Here is a 20951-nt window from a genome sequence, read left to right on the forward strand (position 1 = left end):
TGAAACACGCAATTTCTAACAGATTCCTAACTTGGGTTAGAAAAAATCGCGAATCACTGTCCGGTCAGGCGGGTCTCACCGCGAAAAATCACTTTGTCGTTGCCACGATGAATACCAAAGGTCACGACCGCCGACGGATCCTCATCCCCTTTGTCGCGCCAGTTGTACTGCAACCAAGGTTGAGAGGTATATTGCGCACCGCAGTTAACACCACTCTCTGAAAGTTGGGGCGAAGAGTGAGCGTCATCATCCAGACGTAGCCAGAAGCGCACCTGTTCGCGTACATCGGCCGTTTCATCGGAAGAAGCCGGTGTGGCAAACACCACTGAACTCTTGCCCGAAGCCACTTTCGCCCAGCTGGAAGACGTATCGGAGCCGATGAGTTTGGAACTCGAGCCACTGCCGGAGGTTGGCCAGACCGTTTGCTTACAGACGTATTCGTTAGGTGTAGCGAAATAGGATCCGGAATCATCTGCGTTGATCGCAAAGCGGTGGCCCTGCCAATATTCCACTCGCAAAGGTACATTAATCGTACTCACCGACGTACCGCCGACGTCCCCGAGCACCATCCGCCCGTAGCGAATATCAGGCTGAGTGGTAAAGCGCTTACCGGTATCCAGTAGCGTCGTGGAAGCCTTCAGTTCCAAGTCCGGAGACACAAAATCGACACCATCCACTTTATCCGATACGCGTAGGCCAAATCCGCTTTGATATGGCCCATCGACACTGGTGGTATAAGGCGACGCCGATTGCTGCTGTTTTAAGAAGGTAAAATCATTGCTGACCGACAGCGTAGCTCCAGACCAAGCGCCGTCACCAGCACCATCCCACAGTTGCAGGTCATACTCGTCGATACGGTCACTCAGTTCCTCGCCATCACTATCTACGGCCAGCAGCTTCACATCAGCAATTAAGGCTTGTGAAAATGCGCTGTAGTTGGTCGTGGCGTCACTCTGCATATTTTGCGCTTCAACGGTGAAGCGATACGGAATCGTCTGATTCATATACACAAAACCATTGTGGTCATCAGCATAGTCCCAGCTATTTTCGGTGATGCTTAACCACGCTGGATAAAAGCGGCCGATATCGCGATAGCCCTGATTGACCGTCATACCAAGGTAAGAGCCTGAGATGTCCGCGTTAACGCGCAGCACACCGACTTCGCTCCAACTCAACCCCGAAAACGACAAGTAGGTACTATTGATACCCGTTGTGTTGAGTTGCTCAAGCGTGCCATCTAACGTGCCATCATTGCCATCGGCAGGCTGCGCAACCTGATGGCTGAGCACGGCTAAGGCGGCTAACTGACTATTATCTGAAAAGAAGTTTTGCGTGACCGCAGAGCTGCAATAGGCCGACGTTTCAATCGCGCTGCCACCCGCTTGCGGCGAGCTGTCGTCACCGGAACTGCTGACCCAACGCAGCGGGCGAATATTCAGGGCAAACAGATTGCCCGCCGAAGTAAAGGCAAGGCTGTCAGGATTGGTGATGTCACCGTCCATAGTACTGCCATTTGGGGAGCAAATGGCTAACGTCCACGGGCGCGAGTAGACGGTAAAACTGCCTTGCAACGTTCCGGAGCCTTCCACCGGGCAGTCGGTCAATCCAGAGCAATCAAAACTGCTGTCGGCCATGGTGACGGTTTTGATCCCGGAATCTTCCATCGTCAGTTCACTGCTGGCAGCCCCCTGAGTAAACGCTGGCGCGAAGTTCAGTTCACCCGCACCAGATGTGGGCGCAACCCAAGCAGAACTGACCGTTGGCGTTCCACCATAGTTGATATCCACCACACCGCCATTGTCATCACACGCCAGTGCTTTCACCTCGACCGTTTGCGGTTTATTCGCGATCACGTACTGATCCGAGGCAGAGAGTTTATATGGCACAAAATGATAGATTCCCGATACAGAAGCGCTGTCGCCTTGCGGGTTCAGGACGCCAGTAATTGTCACCGTCTGACTGGAACTGGCGGTTAAATCCAGCCAGAGTTCACCGTTCGCATTCGCTGTGTAGCTCCCATTGCTGCCAGAGCCTTTTCCTTGAATCAAAGCAAGGCTAGCAGAGGCAGGGCTCACCGAAATCGTTCCGGTAAAATCGCCGGTCGCTTGGTTATTGTTATCAACCACCTGAAACTCGAGACGCTGCGCAGCGCAGATAAGTGAGTAAGCTTCGGCAGGTTGAAGGGTCAGCGCGTACGACGAGTCCACGGTGGTATCACATGCGCTCGCAACATGGCCGGTAAAGGTAGAGTCGTTGTTAGTGACTTTGATTCGTGACGCAGTGAGAGATCCGGTGAATTTCAGCCTTGCCCCCTGAGCAATCAAACCATCTGAATTGGTAAAACTGGGGGCGTCTAAAAACAACATTGCCGTAATTGAGACATCATTGTTGCTGATAGTAATCGGTGCCGCCCCAATATGACCAAACATCCAGAGGTTTTCAGGAGAACCGCCAGAGTTAATACTCACCCTGTCACCAGACATTTTTAACGATCGAAAATGCAGATAGACTTTACCTTGCACTTTCAGGGAGGCATCGTTGGTTGAGAAAATTAATTCATCAACCCAATATTCGCCACTTTGCAATGTGACTGTACTGTGATTACTACCGATTTCTATTTTTTTATATTTGCCTTGAGTGAGCGATTGCTGACAGCCATCGTTACAGACAATCTCTTGAGTACCAGATTGAAAGTCGGGCAAATCGCCAGGAAAGCCGGGATAGGTAATTGCGGCATCGTATAGACAACTCTCTGGCGATGAACCATTGTAGACACAGCCACTGTCATGACCAGCTACGGCAATCTGGTTGAAAGCCAACGGGGCTCTTTTAGGTAATACCAATGTATTCCGGTCGCCGTTCAGCTCAAATGTTCCTGCATAGCGTGAACCATTGTAGAAAGAGTTAGACTGAAACGAATCAGGAAAATAATCACAGATGTCCAAAGTCGGTTCAAAGGGCGGTTGAGATGTCTCCTCACACGCCATTTCGTCCACATCACTGCTGATCACATCAATGTTAACCGAATCGAGGTTGCGCAGATCCGCAAACTGCGGTGTACCAATCAGTTCCCACTGACCAAATCTCAGCAAATAATAACTGAGGACACCCGTTTTGTTCTGGTTGTTATTCTGCTCGTACTTCAGCCATATTTGATAACTTCCCCCTAATTCGGTTTCACTATCCCGAATGATTGGAGAGCTGACTGACGTATCATTGCTCCACAACGGAATGGTCACTTTGGTGTTGTTGCCAACGCCTTTGATCGCGTTAACGGTTTCGTTTAACCGAGCATTATCAATAGAGAAGGTAACGCCGAAGTTACCATCAGAGCGCAGCGTGCTACAGGCACCCGAAGTGAAAGCAAAGCTCAACGAGGACCACAACAAAGCCCCGAGCAGAACCATGACACGCAGATATCGTTGACTATTCACCATCACTCCTTCACCAACACTTCCTGGACTCGCTCGACCTGATAGAGTCCGGTTCCACAGAGAACACTGCTTTCAACTTTAAATATGCCTTCATCGTTAAGCTCGCCAAGCTTGTTACATGCAAGTGATGCAGAACAGCCTGAATATTGTGCTATCAAGTTTCCCGCCGCACTGACGACACGGCTCCAGTTATCCTCACACACGCTGCTCACGGCCGCAGAGGCGCCCACCGGATAAAGTTGAGTTAAGGCAAATTCATTTAACGAATGAGCCGCAAACCAGGCTTTGGTGCCCAGTAAGTCTCGCGACAGTGCATCTTGATTTGACCACTCCATACGGCTGAGTGCGGCCGCAAGGAAGCCCATCACCACGATGACAAAAATCGCGACGATGTATAGGTTTCCTGCCTGTTTTTTCATTCTAGGGAACATTCAGCACCTGCACATCTTGTTCAAAATGGCTCGACTCTCCGTTTTGTGCCAGTCCGAGCGACAAATGCACCACACCACCACGCTGCAGTGTCGGTTCATCGTAGCTGAACGAACCAGATTCTAGGCTATCGGCAACCTGAACTAAATTACGGGTGATCGTCTGCGCGCTGTAATTCAGGCAGTACTCGACCATATTTTGATACATGTAAAAGCGCTGTGCGACCGACTGACTGGCCATGGCCAGTGGCGAACTCAAACTAATCGTCGTGTCACTGCCGCTCAATGCGATTCCTGCCCCCGAGCTGAATTCATCCTGATTGCTTGGGTTGATGATCATTGTCAGGCCGTCAAAATTCAACGCTGTCGTACTGCCAGAGACATTCCCCACGATAAACGAGAGTTGTTTCTCATCGGCTTCATCAAGTGCATAAAATCCGGAATAGACGATCGGATAGAACGACAAACACTGCTGGGACGCAGTATCGGTCGAAATTGCAAGGCTGTTCGGGATGGCGTGGCGTAACTCCCGCGCCATTTTCTCCAGTACAAACTTGGCTTGGGTTTGAATCCGCTGACGCGCCACGGTATCGGCATAGCCCCTGCTACCGAGCTCGACAAAACCTGCGATACCAAGCACCAGAATTGAGCCGACAATAATGGTCAGGATCATTTCTATCAAGGTAAAGCCACGGGTGCGCATCAGTAATTCCCCCGGTAAGCCACAAACGTGTAACGACCATAATTGCCGGTATCGATCGTCAGTTCGATGCGCTTCATATCCGTAATCGCAGACACAGGTTGAAAGGCGCTGTTGACGTAATCGACCGCAATAAATACCGTGAAGTGTCGATAGTTCGCCACAACGTTTGTCCCGAGAATATTGGTTAACGGATTTTTCGTTGTCTCCGAGCCACACTCTGAAACGTTGTCACCATACCAGCAGCCGATATAGTCATCGACATCATTGAACTGTGCTGGAGAAATTTCACCCTGATCTTTATCTGCACCTAATTGTTCCGGCGCTGTACATGTTGTTCCGAATTCTCCACACCGAATGGCACCGCCATCAAAATCACTGTTTTGATCAAATCCACGGGCCAGAATCTGACTCATCAGGCTTTGGCCCAAATTCGCGGCCCGAGTCTGGTAATGAGGAGTCGCTGAGCGCTCGACCTGAGGATACAAAAAGCTGATCAACACCACCATCGCGAGGCCAATGATCACCATCGCGACAATACTTTCAACCAGTGTAAATCCTTTGATTGGCTTCATCAGCATGCTCCCCCCGCCACATAACCTTGCGAATTAATGCACACTGACGCAGAACTGTCCGGCGCCGTAATGGTAATCGTTACCCCCGCTGCCGCTTCATTTTGCGGATTTCCCAATAGATCGAACTGGATGCGCTGGCTGCTCAGCGCAACAGAAGAAGCGAACGACAGGTTATTGCCTCGCAACACATCGCTGCGTTGGTCGTCGTTCGACAGCGCACAGGCGGCAACAGAGCCGAGACAAGAACTGCTGACCTGCAACACATAGTGGCCATTTGACTGCAGATCCGCCTCCGAAAGATTGGACTGCATACGACTCACCTGTATCTGACGAATGATGGAGACAGCCTGCTCTTTAGCCGCATAAGCGGAGAAACTGGAGACACCGATAAAACGACTGGCTGCATAGGCGGACAGAATAGCGACCAGCAGAATAACGACGATAAGCTCGACTAAGGTAAAACCGCCTGCTTTACGTGAGTATGCTCGCATCGCGTTCTCGGTTTAAGTAGAAGTGTGAAGAGTCGTATATAAAACTCACCTGCCAGATTGCACCTAGCAGACAAAATCAATCAAATCAGACCGACAATAAAGGCCAGCTAGGCTGGCCTTTATTTAGATTAACAACCGTCTGAGTAAATAATAGTGCTAGCTTCCGCTGAACTCGTAGCCTGATTGTAAGTAACGTTACAACCAGCCGTGGTTTTTTCCCACTTAGTATTGCCTTTGAAAGAATATTGAATTGCATTGTCTGCTGGGCCGTTTAGCAACCAGTCGGTTGAAAGACCTGTAACTGCGGCACCAATACCAGCAGATGTTGCAGCTGGATATCCATAAACAGTTGCTACTGTTACACCGCCAGCGCTTACAGAACTATCACTACTTGTATCCACACCAGTCACGGCTGCTTTGCCATAGACAATACCAGCAGCCCCATCCATTGCCCCTTTTAATCCCTGAAGTGCCGCTTTTCTCGCATCATCTTGCAGGTTCAGGAAACGTGGGGCCGCAGTCACTGCGAGAATACCCAGAATTACGATAACCACGACCAACTCGATAAGGGTAAAACCGCCTTGTCTTTTCATTATGACTCTCTCTCTTAGCTCAAAATATAAAGAATTATTGCAATGTGACCGTGACACGGCCCGTCTTTACTTCGTACATAAACTGATGGGCTGTTTTGCCTTCTAGCTGCACGTACGTACAAGTCCAATTACTGCTATCAGCCTGAGCTGAGTACTTGACATTGGAGTTACTGCTGGCATTGCTGACCGTGTCGACACTCGGTGGGTTTTGCAGCAGATTCTCCATCAAATCAATGCAATCCTGATCGCTCAGGCTGCTTGGAAAGCTGGTGTTATCGCTATTCAGTGCAAACGGATAGCCGTCGCGAAAATCGGTATCGGTACCACTGCTGTCAACGGAGCGGGAGAGCCAGAAATCAACGCCGTCATAGTTAACGGTGTTATAGCGTTCCGAGCCTATCGTTGCTGTCGTGCGCCCTTTGGCTTCCCATTGCGCTCGCGCGGACAATACACCGGTTGCATATCCACCTGCAACCCCTTCAATGCTGGCTTTTTTTGCTTCATCGGTCACATCCAGAAAACGAGGTAATGCTGCAACGGCCAAAAGCCCGACAACAACAATCACGATGACCAATTCCACCAAAGAAAAACCAGATTGTTTTTTATACATGCCCAATCCTATCACACTTGCAAACGAAGCCTATTATAGGCTTAACATTTCGAACAAAACATCCGAAGAACGTCAAATTTTTGCATCATGCCGAACTTATGACGAACGATGAAAACCTGTTGTTTTTTAAAATTATTTTTATGGTTTGATGATCATAAAAATCAAAATAACAGATATAGCCCGCCCCCACATTTTCACCATGAATATCTGGCAACGAATTCAGTATCTTTTCATCCGGATAAAGCCAGTTGAATAGCATCGAACAATCGACTTTTTCCCCCTCTCGCGGGAAAACCCAGCCTGACGCAGAAAAAGTTAATACTTTCCCGTCAAACTCAAGTGATGCCGGGCGACCACGCAGCAGCCATTCCTGTTTGTAAGTATTGGCGCGCTCAATAATGCGTTTATTGGCCAGCGCCAGCGCGGTATTTTCCAGCTCGCGATTAACAGGTTGCCAAGCCATTAGCAACGCTGCGATCAAGCTGCACACCACCAGCGCCCAGAGAATCAGCCGAGAGCGTTCCTCTTTCACCGTTAACGTCCCTTAATCGCATCCAGCATGCCCCACATCGGCAGGAAGATACCCAATGCCAGTACCAGAACCATGGCGGCAACGATCACGAGCAGGATCGGTTCAATACGTGCGGTCAGAGTTTTCAGATCGTAGTCCACTTCGCGATCGTAAAAATCCGACACTTCCAGCAGCAACTCGTCAATGCGTCCGGTCTCTTCGCCGACGGCGATCATCTGAATCACCAGTGGCGTGAAAATCCCGGTATTGATCGCTGTTGCCGAAACACTGCTCCCCGCCTCAATCGCCGCTTTCATTTCCATCAGGCGCGCTTCCAGAAACTTGTTGTCCAACGCTTCCGCTGACAAGGCCAACGATTGATTAAGCGGCACACCCGCGCGCAACATTAAAGAAAAGGTACGAGAAAAACGGGATAACTGGGCGCGATTGACGATACTGCCAACAATCGGCATTCGCAGTCGTATCTTGTCCCATTTCTCGCGTCCGGAGGCAGTATTCAGCCAGGCGCGAAATGCAAACAACATCGCGACAATCGCCGCCAGCATCGCCATCCAGTAGTTAACGAAAAAATCGGACATCGCGATCAGAATGCGGGTTGGCAGTGGCAACTCAACGCCGAAGCGGTTAAACATCGAGGCAAACTGCGGGATCACTTTGACGTTAAGGATAAACATCGCAATCACAATAAAGCTCACCACAAACGTCGGATAGCGCATCGCCGTTTTAATTCGTTTGCGTGTCTCTAACTCTTGTTCGTAATAATTCGCCAGTTGCAGTAAAGCCTGATCAAGCCGGCCTGTGTTTTCGCCAACATTGATCATCGAGACAAACAGCGGACTGAATACGCCCGGATGCATCTGCATTGATGCCGAGAGGCCGCGACCATTTGTCAGCTCGGCACACACCTCTTCCAGTGCATGTTGCAACTGCTTGTTCGCACAGTTCTGCGTCAATCCTTTCATTGAACGCAGCAGCGGTACCCCGGCTTTGGTCAGACTGTAGAGCTGACGACAAAAAATCACCAACACTTCGAGCGGAATCGCAGGCATCAGCAGAGCCCGCCAATCAACACTCGCTTTGCTCGCGTTTTTTCCGGCTGAGATTGCCGTGGGGATCACGCCGCGGTTAAGCAGGTTCTCCGCCGCCACTTCTTCAGATGGGGCATCAATGACACCGGATGCCTTGCTGCCATCGGCATTACGTCCTGAATACTGATACGTTGGCATAATGAGCCCTACAGATAAATGGCCTGAGCAACACCGGAAGCATCGCCTTCGCCCAACGCCATCACTTCATCCAGACTCACCACGCCTTTCAGCGCCAGTTCCATCGCAGATGCAAGCAGCGGCTTGTACTCTTTTGAAGCCCGGGCCGCATGGCCAAACGCAACCGCATCATTGGCACGCAGCGCGTCCATCATATGATGCTCCAGCTCCAGCATTTCAAACACACCGACCCGGCCACGGTAACCGGTCAGGTTACAGTTCTGACAACCACGCCCACGCACAAATTTCGCGCCCACCTGATTCGGAAAGCGTACTTCCAGCCACTGCTGTCGGGCATCATCCAGTTCATCGTGAGTTTTACAGTCCGGGCACACTTTGCGCACCAGACGCTGAGCCACCACCGCTCGCACGGCACTGGCCACCAGATAGCCCGGCGCACCCATATCAATCAGACGTAAGGCGCTGTCGACGGCGTCGTTGGTGTGCAGCGTCGATAAGACTAAGTGACCCGTCAGTGCGGCGCGCAGGCCGATTTCCACCGTTTCCTGATCGCGCATTTCCCCCACCAGAATAATGTCCGGATCCTGACGCAGGAAGGTGCGCAGCAAGGTAGAGAAATCCAGATCGATCTTCGGATTCACCTGCACTTGGTTTACCCGTTCAATGCGATATTCCACCGGGTCTTCTGCGGTGATAATCTTTTTCCCCGGCGTGTTAAGTTCCGATAGCGCGCCGTAAAGTGTGGTGGTTTTACCGGAGCCCGTCGGGCCGGTGACCAAAATCATGCCATGCGGACGCTTGAGCTGGCGACGCAACCGTACCAACAGATCATCCGGAATTCCCGACTCTTCCAGCTTACGAACACCCGATGTCTGATTTAACAAACGCATCACCACCGATTCGCCGTACTGAACAGGCATGGTGGACATACGAATATCCACGGACTGACCTTTGGCTCGAATGTTAAAACGGCCATCCTGAGGCAGACGTTTTTCGGAAATATCCAGATTCGCCATCAGTTTGAGGCGCAGCACCAATGCAGGAGCGATGTTCACTTCATTGAGCAGGGTTTCATGTAGCACCCCGTCGATGCGCTGACGCAAGCGCAGCAGGTTGGCTTCCGGCTCGATATGAATATCCGAAGCCCCGACCTGAATTGCATCTTCAAACAGCGAGTTGATCAGTTTCACGACGGTTACGTCTTCACTGTCATCATCGCCGATGGTGAAATCAAAGGCGTCGTTCACCTGATGCTCTGCGTGCAACTGTTCTGCGAAAGAGGCGATTTCTTTGGTACGACGGTAGTAGCGATCGAACCCTTCCACCAGCTGCTTTTCTGGAGCAATAACAAATTCAAAACTGTGGTTTGGCAGCTGGTTGAGTAGCGATTCCTGCGCAAATAAATCCGCCGGATCGCTCATCGCAACCCGCAACGTCTCACCGCTGCGGCCAATCACCAATGCCCGCAGGCGACGGGCATGCACTTCCGGCAGCAGTTGAACCGCATCGATATCGACATGCGCGCGGTTGAGATCAATCAGCGGCAGTGAGAGTTGCTGCGACAAGAACGTCAGCATTTGCTGTTCAGTCAGGAACCCCAACTCAATCAGCGTGCTGCCGAGTTTGCTGCCTGTCTGGCGCTGAGCGCTCAGGGCCTGTTCGACTTGTTGCTCAGAAACAATGCCTTCTTCAACCAGCAAATCCCCGAGACGTTTACGCAGTTTAATTTGCATTCGAGGTCTCCTCTAGGCTTGCCAGCACGTTGAGTCGATCGCGAATAAAAGCTTGTGATTGAACCGACAGCCCCACTTTGTTTTGTGCCTGCAGATACGATTGCTTTGCCTCGGACAGCTGGAAAGCACGCTCCTGCTGAATGGCCAGCCCGAGCCACCAACGCCCATTGTTGGCTTCTTTTTGGGTGAGTAACTGGTAACTTTCCAAGGCGATATCGTTAAACTTACTCTTCTGTGCCAGCGCTGCGCGCAGCGACAGGTATTCCGCTGAAGGACTTTGCGGCAAATACGACAGCGGCGAGAGCGCCGCTTCGGTCTGATTCTCTTTCATCAACAGTTTCGCTAACGCGATGCGCAGCGTTTCACCGTTGTGATTAAGCTCAATCCCTGATTGCAGCAGGTCAAAAGCGCGTCTGACGTCACCTTTGCCATAATAGAGCGCAGCGAGCTTCTGACGCACACGTTCATCATCCGGCGTATAGCGCAGAGCTTCTGTGTATGCGCTGACTGCCGATTCAAAATCGTTACTGTCCAAAGCCTTACTGGCCCGCGCTACCGCCTTTTCAGCCAGTTGCAAGGGCGTCAGCTCAACTTGTTCAATCGACATCTGCACGGATTCGCTTTCAGCTTGTGAGTGAGCCATCGTGGCTGGCGCCGTCACTGTGCTGGCCAGTAAAACAGGAGGCGAAACGAGCTTTTGAGCGCTGGCTTGTTGGCTGACAACACCTGTCAACACATCGCGCTCCGCCAAAGGTGGTTCAGCTACCAGCGGTGTGACCGTCTCTTTGTCCGCGTGGTAGATATTCACCCGGCTGGTGTGTGTTTTTTGTGTCGGCGACGGCTGCGATGCCGACACCGGAATAACCGGTACGCTGATTGAGGTTTGAATCGGCTCTGCCACGACGGACGCCTGCTGCGAAACAGCCCAGCCACCGACGGCCAAACTGAGGCCGAAACCGCCAATCGCCCAAATCCAGGCGGGACGTTTGGTCACTGACGGAACGTCAGCCGCCTGAATATGCTCCAACGTTGCATGATGCTTCGTTGCGAGCTGCGACAGCGCTTTGTTGATTTCACTCATCAGTGACTCCATCCCCATAGCTGCGGGGTTTTGAATTTCGGTTTACAGGTATCAAACGTGTCGTGAACCGCACTGTATAACTGTTGATTACTGACTTTAGGTTGCTGAGCGAAATAGGTCAGCAACAGTGCCTTATGACACACTTGGTTGATCAGACGCGGAATACCGCGACAAGCCCGCCACAACGCTTTCTTCTGATTCAGCGTAAACAGCTCACCGCTTGCTCCGGACTTGTGTAGCCGGTTATCGATGTACGCAACGGTTTCTTCCAGTGTTAGCGGCCGGAGCTGCGCACTGAAGGTAATACGCTGGCGAAACTGACGCAGATGATGCTGCGCAAGTCGGCTGTCGAGTTCCGGCTGACCGATCAGCACGATTTGCAGCAACTTGGCGTTTTCCGTTTCCAGATTGCCAAACAGACGCAGTGTTTCCAGGGCGTCATCCGACAATGCCTGCGCCTCATCGACCATGGCTATCACTCGTTTACCCGCAAAATGCAACGCCATCAGTTCGGTCTGTATTCGTTCCACCAAATCGCGGTCATCTGGCACGTTCAGTTTGAGTTCGGTTGCGACCGCGCGGCGCAGTTCAGAGCCATTGAGCGCAGGATTGGGTAGATAGAGCAGAACAATGTCCTGCGCCAGATGCGTCAGCAGCATGCGGCAGACCATGGTTTTTCCGGTGCCGACCTCGCCCGTTATTTTGATCACCCCTTCGCCCATTTCCAGTGCCGCGCCAACGGTTTGAATCGCTTCAAAATGTGGCGCCAGACCGAGGAAAAAACGGGTGTCCGGAGTGAGATGAAACGGCATTTGATCCAGGCCAAAGTGTGCCAGATACATAAGCATTACTCAGCGTCCGGGAACCACTCTTGCAGCAGATCGCGTGAGCGTTCGAGCTCTTTCTGCCACGTGTTCACGCCAACCACCGTCGGCTTGAGCAATATCACCAGCTCGGTTTTTTCTGTCAGTTCGCTGGTGCTGCGGAACAGATGTCCGAGTGCGGGGATATCGCCCAGAAATGGTACTTTTGACACTTTATTGGTGGTGTTGGTCTTCATCAGACCGCCAATTACGACCACATCACCGTCCTGCGCGCGAATCACCGAATCCGACTCACGAATCGAACTGCGTGCCAGTGGCAGGGTAAACGTGCTGTCGTTATAGGTGATCTCTTTATCCTGTTGCTCGACCTCAATTACGCTGGGATGGACATGCAACAAGACGTTGCCTTTATCGTCGATCTGCGGCGTCACATCGAGAGAGATACCGGAGAAGAACGGCGTCAGCTCTACGTTCGGCGCCGCCTCGGTATTATCGCCCGAACCGACCACACTACTTAGGTCGGTCACGTAGTACTCATCACTGCCAACTTTGATCACCGCTTTCTGGTTATTGGCTGCGGTCACACGAGGACTGGAGAGAACATTGAGGTCGCCTTGCGTCGACATAAAACTCAGTACCGATTCAAAACTGCCATCGGAAACGGTGATGTTAGTCTGACCCGAAAGCAGGGTTCCGATGGTATCCAATCCGGGCAAGGTTGAAGTCGCCGCACCGATGCGGTCGATGACCACTTTGCCGTTGCCCATCGACATATTCGACCAGTTGATACCTTGTTGATAGCCGTCGGTCAGCGTTACTTCCAGAATTTTTGCCTCCAGAATCACCTGACGCTGCATGCGTTGTTGTGACACGTTGAGGAACTGGCGCACCTCGCGCACTTCATCCGGATAGGCCCGCAGAGTCAGCACTCCCGCTTGCGGCGTCACCACCACACTCTGCCCGCGTCCGCTACCAATCAAGCGCGAGACGGCTTTCTCTAATTGAGGCCAGAAGTCACTCTCGCTCAGCGTCTCAATTTCCGTACCGCCACGTGCCGTGGTGGTGCTATTCGAACTGCTGTTGTTACTTGAGCTCGATGAGGTTGAACTCGATGAACTGGTGTTATTGGAACTGGTGTCAGTGTTGGTAATCGTGCCCGTGGTGATCGCCGTCAGCGAGCGCCCGCTGCGCTTAAACTGCAGGTAGTCCACCGGAATAGTCACGGTGCGCAAACCGGCCGGATAAACCTGAATGACTTTGCCGACTTTTTCAATGTCATAACCGTACAAATCACGCACCACGTTCAGAGCTTCATCCAACGTAACGTCGGTCAGATTGACCGTAATCCGCCCTTCGACAGCAGGATGAAGCGCCACACTGTATTCGCTGTTTTGCACCAGGCTGGCAAAAAACGCCTTAGCGTCAACGTTATTCGCCTGAATACGAAAACGCTTGAGGTGCGGCGTTGCGTTAGCATTGGTTTCATTCAAATCCGGCATGAGATCAGCTTCCACAGAGGCTGGAAGCTGATCCAGGTTGCGGCTGTTGGCATCGTTGATCGACTGATTCAGCGATTGCTTGACTTCCACAGGATCGCGATGCCCCATAGAACAGCCCACTAAGGTGGTGATCATCACACCGATAACCAGTTTACGCATATGCACATTCATACCTTAATTCTTGATATTCAGGGAGAAAAGCTCAAGCTCCCAACGCTTGCCACCACGAGTCAACGTCACCGTTGATTCCGTCACGCCAGCCACGTGATAGCCACGAACTGTTTGCCCTACCGTCACAACCTGGTCACTGAGAATGGCTAAGCATTGTTGCTGGCACACAATACTTTGCAGTTCAGGCAAAGGATGCTGACGAGCCGTCCTCTGCGCCTGACTGGGAGCGTAGCCTAACGGCGCAGTCGGGTCTTCGGCCGCGAAAGCCAAACCGCTGATCATGAGCGTACTCAGTAGGATGCCAACTTTAACCACCGATGAACTCCTCTCGCGATCCCAATGTATAGACCTGTAAAATCAATCTGGCCTGAGGATAGGTTTCGACCTGATACTTGAAACTGCGCCAATAGTATTTCACTGGCAGGCTTTCCAGCGCGAGCAGATAATCCCGAATCGCGAAATAGTTGCCAGTCAACTCAAGGCGCACCGGATGCACATAGTACTTAACTGCACTCGGGTCGTCTTTCGAAGGAACGATGGGTTCAGCAGGCAATGACTGCAGGCTAATCAATTTCAGCTTGGTGCTGTTGTCGAGCACTGTTTGCAACAGCGTCGCCATCTGTGTCGGAGAAACTAAGGTTTCAGTAGAGTTAGCCAGCTCCATAGACAGCGACTGACTCTGTTCCTGCAGCGTTGCAAACTCTTTATCGATGCTCTCATCCGGATTCTTTTTCAGCGCGACCTGCAGCTGTTGAATGGTCAGTTGCGCGCTCTGGTTCGACGAGATGAGCCCTTGCAACCGGGTCTGCTGCTGCCCATATTGAGCCACCAGCGGATCAACCAGCAGGGTCAGAGAAATAAACACTACCGCCACTAAGCCACACAAACTAATCAGCAGTTTTTCTCGTTGCGAGCGTTTAGCGAATGCGTCACTCCAGACGCTCCAGCGCTGTTTCATCGCTTCGCTCCTTGTTTGGTTTTCAATTCAAACGTTACCACATCTTCGTCATTACGGCCGATGACCAGTTGATCGAAACTGCGCCCAACCAGGTGCAACTCGCTCTGAAACTCTGCAATCCAGTTCGGAATCACTTTCGCTTCGCGTGCCAGCCCCTGAATGTCAAAGCGCTGCTTATCCATTTCAATTTGCTTGAGTGAAATATCGCGACGCGCCAGCTTAGCCAGTGCATCCATGACTCCGGAATACCCCACTTGCAGAGAATGGTCAAAGTCACTGATGGCATTGAGGGAAGCCTGCTTGGCTGCAATCTCTTTTTTCAGTCGGGCCACGGCGGCCACCTTGCTTGCTGACGGCTGATGCCGATCCACCTGCTTCTTCAGATCACTGACTTGCTGGCTCAGCTGAGCAGCCTGTTGCTCAACGCCTGCTAATGCTTCACCCTGCTTTACGATATTGAAACGGTAGATGCCTGAGACCACCAGCATTAGTGCCAATGCTACGCCCCAAACACCGATCACAGCAGAGAGAGAAAAGTAATCTTTCTTCGGTTTCAGGTGATCCTGATAAAAATTGAGCGTATCGCCCGGTGCCATTGAGGTGTGTTGTGCCAGCACCTGTCCGGACAAGGCCTGAGCGCCGTCATTCGACAGCGGAGAAACCTTAACACTTAACCGTTCGTTTAGTGCTTGCACCAGCTCGACATGATCTTCGTCGTCACAGCATACCTTCAGATGATGCAGCGCCACGCCTTTGAGCTGAGAAGAGAGATAATCAATCGAACGTTGCAGCTCCAGCGCCAGTCCGTCCAACTGCAACGCGGAACTTGCGACCCCCGTGATCGGTGCAACGACACCTCTCAGTGTGCGCTGAAAATGACACTGCTTGTCAACGAAAGCATCCAGTTTAAAGTGGCCGCCTTTGCTGCGTTGCAACAACAGAAAATGCGACTGTTCCGGTAAGCAATGCGCCCACACTTCCTGCTCCGGCAGCAGGCGCCCCAGTTCACAGCCGAGACTTTCCAGCAATGCAGCCACTTCCAATACCTGTTTGCGTGCCATCACGTAAGCCTGGACCTTACTGCTTCCTGTCAACGGATGCGCATCCGCCACGACTTCGGTGACTTTCTCGCTGATCAAATCTTTGAGTAAAAATGGCAGCGCTGCTGGCCACTCTTCACGCGGAAGTGCTGGCTTTTCAATCTGGTAGCTTTGATAAAGCTGGGAATGGAGCACGACATCCACGGTGACGCCTTTGGCGCCACTCTGTTTCAAGGCCTGAATCAGGGCTTGGGGCCACGAGTGATTCGAGAGTGGGTAGTGTTCCGGTAGGGAGAGCTCAGCCGATGAGGAAAAATAGATTGAGTCCGGCTGAACCACTGCGAAAATTGAGCGGCTATGGGTTCTTTTGTGTGTCAGTTTCTTTATCAGAGCATCAATTTTCATTCGTCATTTACTTCGTTCGCCAGCGATTACGTTTGCCCGGTTTGACGTGGGTTTCGGCTGGACTTGGCGGTGCGGGCAGCAAAGCCTGCTCCGCTTCAAACAATCGCCCTTGGCCTCCATCGACCCCTAACGACAACAGCGTTTGCCATTCTGTCTCATTTTCGACCCCGACCGCGATGACTTTTGTCTGAGTTCCACCGCAGACACCAATCATACTGCGTACAAACAGCTGATTCTCATGACGTTGGTCGATATTTTTGATCAGGCTTCGATGCAGCTTCAAATAGGTAATGTTGAGGTCTTTAATGTAGTGCGTCGCGACTATGGTTCGGCCAGCCTGCCCAACCACCAGCTCACAACCTAAGCCTGCCATCATCTTCAGTACCGGGCGCATGTAGTCAAGATGTTGTACCAGATGACCTTCGGCAAATTCAAACGACAAACGTGAGCGTAAACTGTGTGGCAATTGCATCAGTTCATTGCGGAACCAACGCAGGTAGCGCTTATCCGCAAACGGAGTCACGTACATGTTCAACGAATAATTCCCGGTGAACTCTGGAATCTTGAGCAGTTGCAATACGCGGGTGAAAACAGCCCGATCCAGCACCATTTCATAGCCGACAGTTTCCAGAGCCGAGCTGAAACGTGACGCTTTGAGTATGCCTTGTTCAGGGTCGTAGATGCGAACAAACAACTCATTGTGGGCCAATGTTAGTCCATTCAAGGGCTTGGTTAAATAGCACGGTTGCCGGAAAAGTCTGATTTTCTCGGGTGTAAGACATTGATCGAACAGCGATCTCCAGCGAACACTGCCTCGTTCGTCTTCCACTTTCGCCACTTTTTTAAACCGGCTCCAGGCGTTGCAGCCTTGCAGCCCTGCGCTTTTAAGTGCGGTTTCCGCTTCATCGATCACCCGGCCACGACGCTCGCCTTCCTGATACATGCTGACGCCAATATGGAACCAGTTCTCGGCATCCAGTGGATGAGGCGGGGAAATACGCTCAATCAGTTTGAGACACTGAGTCGCGACATGGGCGACATCTTTTGAGCCCTGATGAGGCATGAATATCGCAAACACCGATTCATAGTAGCGCGACAAAATGACATCCGGATAACGGGCAATGACGTTGGAAATGCACTCGCCAACTTCCACGACAAATTCGTCGATGGTGCGCTTATCCTGCTCTTCGCGCGCCACATCCAGCTCATCAATACGAATCATGATCACACCGCCACGAGCGCCGCTCTCCAGCAATGCCGATTCGAGTTTACTGTCAAACAATACGCGGTTTGCAGCCCCCGTCAGTTGATCCAAAAAGGTCTGACTGCGGATAAAAGTATCAAACCGGCTGCGCTCCTGACGGGCATCTTGCAGCTCTTCAATCAGCACATCCAACGCTTCGCTGGCGGTATAAGGCCATTCGCGTTCATCCCCCTTGGCAAACTGCTCCACTCTGCCAGCGAGAATCATACGCCCACGCTCTTCGAGCAATTCTGAGCCCAATAACTGCTCTCTCAGCCACTTCACACCACGTACCAGACAGAACACAATCAGCGCCACAGCGAGAGAAATCGACCACATTGCCCCCATCGAATAACCATATCCGAGGTAAGGTGGCACGGCTTTGAAATGCACGGAGTAACCCTGATTGCGGGCCAAAGGTAAATCGATCGAGTAAAGGCGATCCGGATCCGCCTTGGACGAGGTGTCTTTGAAGCGATAAATCGTTCCCGCTTGGGAAGAGAGCTGCATTTCAACAATATTGGATGCCTGCAACATTTTCGGCATCCAACGCTGCATGGAATAGGCGGCGTCTGGATCTTCCAGCTCTTTATCCACGACTTCCACGATCCCTTGCAGGTAATGGTTGAGATATTCCTGTCCCATGCGCTGGAATGAAAGCGTTCCGCCGATGAACAAAATGAACATCGCACTGGTAACGATCAGCGTGACAAACGCGACTAAACGCGTACTCAATTTAAGAGTCGGGGTATACCGCATGAAACTGAATTCCCTTCCTATTCATCGGTTGAGGAAACAAGACCCGGTCGGGTTTCAAACACTTAATGGAACAGTTGGATAGTTAACTATATAAAAAAGCCGCGAATTTCGCGGCTTTTTTCAGAAACGGAACGCTTAGAATGGGATGTCGTCATCAAAATCCATTGGCGGTTCATTGTATTGCGGCTGAGATTGCTGCGGTGCCTGCTGCTGCATTGGTTTGTGCTGCTGCATGGCTGGTTGTTGAGGCTGTCCCCAACCGCCTTGCTGTGGCTGGTTCATACCGCCACCCTGAGCAGGCATACCACCTTGCTGACGGCCACCGAGCATCTGCATAGTGCCATTGTAGCCCTGTACAACGATTTCGGTTGAGTAGCGGTCCTGACCGCTTTGATCTTGCCACTTACGTGTTTGCAGCTGGCCTTCGATATAAACCTGAGAACCTTTGCGCAGATACTCACCTGCGACTTCTGCGAGTTTTCCATACAGAGCGACACGGTGCCATTCTGTTTTCTCACGCTGTTCGCCGGTTGCTTTATCACGCCATGATTCTGACGTGGCTACAGTGATGTTCGCAACTGCGCCACCGCTTGGCATGTAGCGAACTTCCGGATCACTACCCAAGTTGCCAACCAAAATTACTTTATTCACGCCACGGGTTGCCATTTTTTGCTCCGTTTTCAAATAGGTTTTTTTGAAATAGTCGGCAAGGATAACATGCTTTGAAGTGTGTACCAATCACTCAACAAATGTGTTCTTTGCTCACAAACGGGAATGCCCTTCAATGTCACGATTTTTTCGGCCCAGTTCGATGTTTTTTATCGCTGACAAGCTACTCATTTACTTCGCATATTGAGACATCACGCAAACGCTCAGTATAAATTCGCCTCCATAAATATTTTTCGGCATCGTGCATTTATCCAAACGACTATCACCCTGAATTGAGATCATGCAACGAGCTAACTACGCCCGAACCATATATTACCTCTGTCTGGATCAGACAGCTTCCGCGCCGCCTGTCCTGCAATCGGCTTTCGACCTACTGGCAATTCCGGTTCCTCAAATCGAACCGGAGCAGTTGCTGCAGGCCTATCAGGCTGACAAACATAAAATCCTGTTACTTAATTATGACGAACATGACGCAATCCGCCAGCGGCTGGCACCACTGCGCCTGACCAGTCCGCATCTGGAAACCATTCTGTTTCAAGTTGGCAAGCGTTTGTGTACCGACGACCTGCTCAGTTTCGGCAACCTTAAAGGCTTATTCTACCAACCCAGCGAGCCTGAACAGATTGCGCGTGGACTGGCAGAAATCATCAACGGCCAGAATTGGTTGCCTCGTCATGTCAGTAGCCAACTGTTGCACTACTATCGCCACATTTTTCAGAATCACCATACCAAGGCCACCATCGAACTCACCACGCGAGAACTACAGATTTTGCGCAGTCTAAAAACGGGCGCATCAAATATGCAGATGGCAGAAAGCTTATTTATCAGCGAATTTACCGTCAAATCTCACCTCTATCAGATATTCAAAAAACTCTCGGTGAAAAACCGCACCCAAGCCATCGCCTGGGCGAACCAAAACCTGCTCTCATAATTGAGGTTATCAGCACATTTTCTGGACCCGACCTGAGAATGTGCTGAAGTTCACACCCGGAACATGATAAAGTGCCTCCCATCTTTGCTCCCCAATATGCAAATCCAAGAAAAATAGGGCTTTAATTATGATTAACAAATGCCTATTCCCGGCAGCTGGCTACGGCACACGTTTCTTACCGGCCACCAAATCCATGCCTAAAGAGATGATGCCTGTTGTCAACAAACCCCTGATTGAATATGGCGTCGAAGAAGCGATTCAGGCGGGCATGACGGGTATGTGTATCGTCACTGGCCGCGGCAAGCATTCGATCATGGATCACTTCGATATGAACTACGAGCTGGAACACCAGATCCGTGGTACCAACAAAGAAGAGCTGTTGGTTGATATCCGCCAGATCATCGATACCGCACAATTTACTTACATCCGTCAGCGCGAAATGAAAGGCTTGGGCCATGCGATTCTGACTGGTCGAGAACTGGTTGGCGATGAGCCATTTGCTGTGGTTCTGGCTGATGACCTGTGTGTGAACGAAGAGCAAGGTGTATTGGCGCAAATGGTTGCCCTGTACAAACAGTTCCGTTGCTCAATCGTTGCCGTTCAGGAAGTCCCGGAAAATGAAACGCATAAATATGGTGTAATTTCTGGTGAGATGATCAAAGACGATCTGTTCCGTGTCGATGATATGGTCGAAAAACCTGAGCCGGGTACCGCCCCTAGTAATCTGGCGATCATCGGTCGTTACATTCTGACTCCGGATATTTTTGAACTGATCGAAAATACGGAACCGGGCAAAGGTGGCGAAATTCAGATCACGGACGCTCTGCTGAAACAAGCACAAGCGGGTTGCGTTCTGGCCTACAAATTCAAAGGCAAACGCTTTGACTGTGGTAGCGTAGAAGGCTACATCGAAGCAACCAACTACTGCTTTGAACATCTGTATCAGAAAAACGAACAGAAAGTTGAACTGGCTAAGCACTCCACCAAGAAAGCTTAATCTGCCTTAGTTTCAGAACGATAAAGCCATCTTTTAAGATGGCTTTATTTTT

The 20951-nt window shown here is 51.2% G+C and carries 20 protein-coding genes; 2 read left to right on the forward strand and 18 right to left on the reverse strand.

Going from position 1 to position 20951, the window contains the following annotated elements:
* Positions 1-53: 53 nt before the first annotated feature.
* The 18 genes from DYA43_RS12450 to DYA43_RS12535 form a co-directional block, all read right to left on the reverse strand.
* Positions 54-3437, reverse strand: a complete 3384-nt coding sequence (locus DYA43_RS12450; RefSeq protein WP_061056928.1) for a DUF6701 domain-containing protein — start codon at positions 3435-3437, stop codon at positions 54-56.
* Positions 3437-3865, reverse strand: coding sequence for a hypothetical protein (locus DYA43_RS12455; RefSeq protein ID WP_061056929.1), 429 nt, complete (start codon positions 3863-3865; stop codon positions 3437-3439). The genes DYA43_RS12450 and DYA43_RS12455 overlap by 1 nt, the downstream gene beginning before the upstream one ends.
* Complete coding sequence (locus tag DYA43_RS12460; protein WP_061056930.1) at positions 3855-4565, reverse strand: PilW family protein; 711 nt, start codon at positions 4563-4565, stop codon at positions 3855-3857. The genes DYA43_RS12455 and DYA43_RS12460 overlap by 11 nt, the downstream gene beginning before the upstream one ends.
* Positions 4565-5137, reverse strand: coding sequence for a type IV pilus modification PilV family protein (locus tag DYA43_RS12465; protein WP_061056931.1), 573 nt, complete (start codon positions 5135-5137; stop codon positions 4565-4567). Before DYA43_RS12465 ends, DYA43_RS12460 begins: the two co-directional genes overlap by 1 nt.
* Entirely contained in the window at positions 5137-5628 is a 492-nt protein-coding gene (locus tag DYA43_RS12470) for a type II secretion system protein (protein ID WP_061056932.1), read from the reverse strand. The genes DYA43_RS12465 and DYA43_RS12470 overlap by 1 nt, the downstream gene beginning before the upstream one ends.
* Before the next feature lie 128 nt (positions 5629-5756).
* Positions 5757-6221: a type II secretion system protein gene (locus tag DYA43_RS12475; protein WP_061056933.1), complete on the reverse strand. Its 465-nt coding sequence runs from the start codon at positions 6219-6221 to the stop codon at positions 5757-5759.
* 34 nt (positions 6222-6255) lie between these two features.
* Positions 6256-6831: a prepilin-type N-terminal cleavage/methylation domain-containing protein gene (locus DYA43_RS12480; protein WP_061056934.1), complete on the reverse strand. Its 576-nt coding sequence runs from the start codon at positions 6829-6831 to the stop codon at positions 6256-6258.
* 85 nt (positions 6832-6916) lie between these two features.
* The gene (locus DYA43_RS12485; protein WP_061056935.1) at positions 6917-7363 is read right to left on the reverse strand and encodes a hypothetical protein; all 447 of its coding nucleotides are present in this window, start codon (positions 7361-7363) and stop codon (positions 6917-6919) included.
* 2 nt (positions 7364-7365) lie between these two features.
* On the reverse strand, positions 7366-8589 hold the full coding sequence (locus tag DYA43_RS12490; protein WP_061056936.1) for a type II secretion system F family protein: 1224 nt from the start codon (positions 8587-8589) through the stop codon (positions 7366-7368).
* 8 nt (positions 8590-8597) lie between these two features.
* On the reverse strand, positions 8598-10322 hold the full coding sequence (gene mshE, locus DYA43_RS12495) for an MSHA fimbrial ATPase MshE (RefSeq protein ID WP_061056937.1): 1725 nt from the start codon (positions 10320-10322) through the stop codon (positions 8598-8600).
* Entirely contained in the window at positions 10312-11403 is a 1092-nt protein-coding gene (locus DYA43_RS12500) for a tetratricopeptide repeat protein (RefSeq protein WP_061056938.1), read from the reverse strand. The genes mshE and DYA43_RS12500 overlap by 11 nt, the downstream gene beginning before the upstream one ends.
* Entirely contained in the window at positions 11403-12245 is an 843-nt protein-coding gene (locus DYA43_RS12505) for an ExeA family protein (RefSeq protein WP_047460061.1), read from the reverse strand. Before DYA43_RS12505 ends, DYA43_RS12500 begins: the two co-directional genes overlap by 1 nt.
* 5 nt (positions 12246-12250) lie before the next feature.
* Positions 12251-13885: a pilus (MSHA type) biogenesis protein MshL gene (mshL, locus tag DYA43_RS12510; protein ID WP_020433239.1), complete on the reverse strand. Its 1635-nt coding sequence runs from the start codon at positions 13883-13885 to the stop codon at positions 12251-12253.
* A gap of 15 nt (positions 13886-13900) precedes the next feature.
* Positions 13901-14179: an MSHA biogenesis protein MshK gene (locus DYA43_RS12515; protein WP_172465299.1), complete on the reverse strand. Its 279-nt coding sequence runs from the start codon at positions 14177-14179 to the stop codon at positions 13901-13903.
* A gap of 25 nt (positions 14180-14204) precedes the next feature.
* Positions 14205-14855: an MSHA biogenesis protein MshJ gene (locus DYA43_RS12520; RefSeq protein ID WP_020433242.1), complete on the reverse strand. Its 651-nt coding sequence runs from the start codon at positions 14853-14855 to the stop codon at positions 14205-14207.
* Positions 14852-16300: a hypothetical protein gene (locus DYA43_RS12525; protein ID WP_061056940.1), complete on the reverse strand. Its 1449-nt coding sequence runs from the start codon at positions 16298-16300 to the stop codon at positions 14852-14854. The genes DYA43_RS12520 and DYA43_RS12525 overlap by 4 nt, the downstream gene beginning before the upstream one ends.
* A gap of 7 nt (positions 16301-16307) precedes the next feature.
* Positions 16308-18302: an RNase E specificity factor CsrD gene (gene csrD, locus DYA43_RS12530; protein WP_020433244.1), complete on the reverse strand. Its 1995-nt coding sequence runs from the start codon at positions 18300-18302 to the stop codon at positions 16308-16310.
* Between the two features lie 135 nt (positions 18303-18437).
* Complete coding sequence (locus tag DYA43_RS12535) at positions 18438-18968, reverse strand: single-stranded DNA-binding protein (protein ID WP_020332215.1); 531 nt, start codon at positions 18966-18968, stop codon at positions 18438-18440.
* Between the two features lie 283 nt (positions 18969-19251).
* Between DYA43_RS12535 and DYA43_RS12540 the strand changes: the two genes are divergently transcribed.
* Positions 19252-19902, forward strand: a complete 651-nt coding sequence (locus tag DYA43_RS12540; RefSeq protein ID WP_024374534.1) for a LuxR C-terminal-related transcriptional regulator — start codon at positions 19252-19254, stop codon at positions 19900-19902.
* Positions 19903-20029: 127 nt separating this feature from the next.
* Complete coding sequence (gene galU, locus DYA43_RS12545; RefSeq protein ID WP_020433248.1) at positions 20030-20899, forward strand: UTP--glucose-1-phosphate uridylyltransferase GalU; 870 nt, start codon at positions 20030-20032, stop codon at positions 20897-20899.
* Positions 20900-20951: the final 52 nt, after the last annotated feature.

The sequence above is a fragment of the Vibrio fluvialis genome, assembly GCF_900460245.1.
In the GTDB taxonomy this organism is placed as follows: domain Bacteria; phylum Pseudomonadota; class Gammaproteobacteria; order Enterobacterales; family Vibrionaceae; genus Vibrio; species Vibrio fluvialis.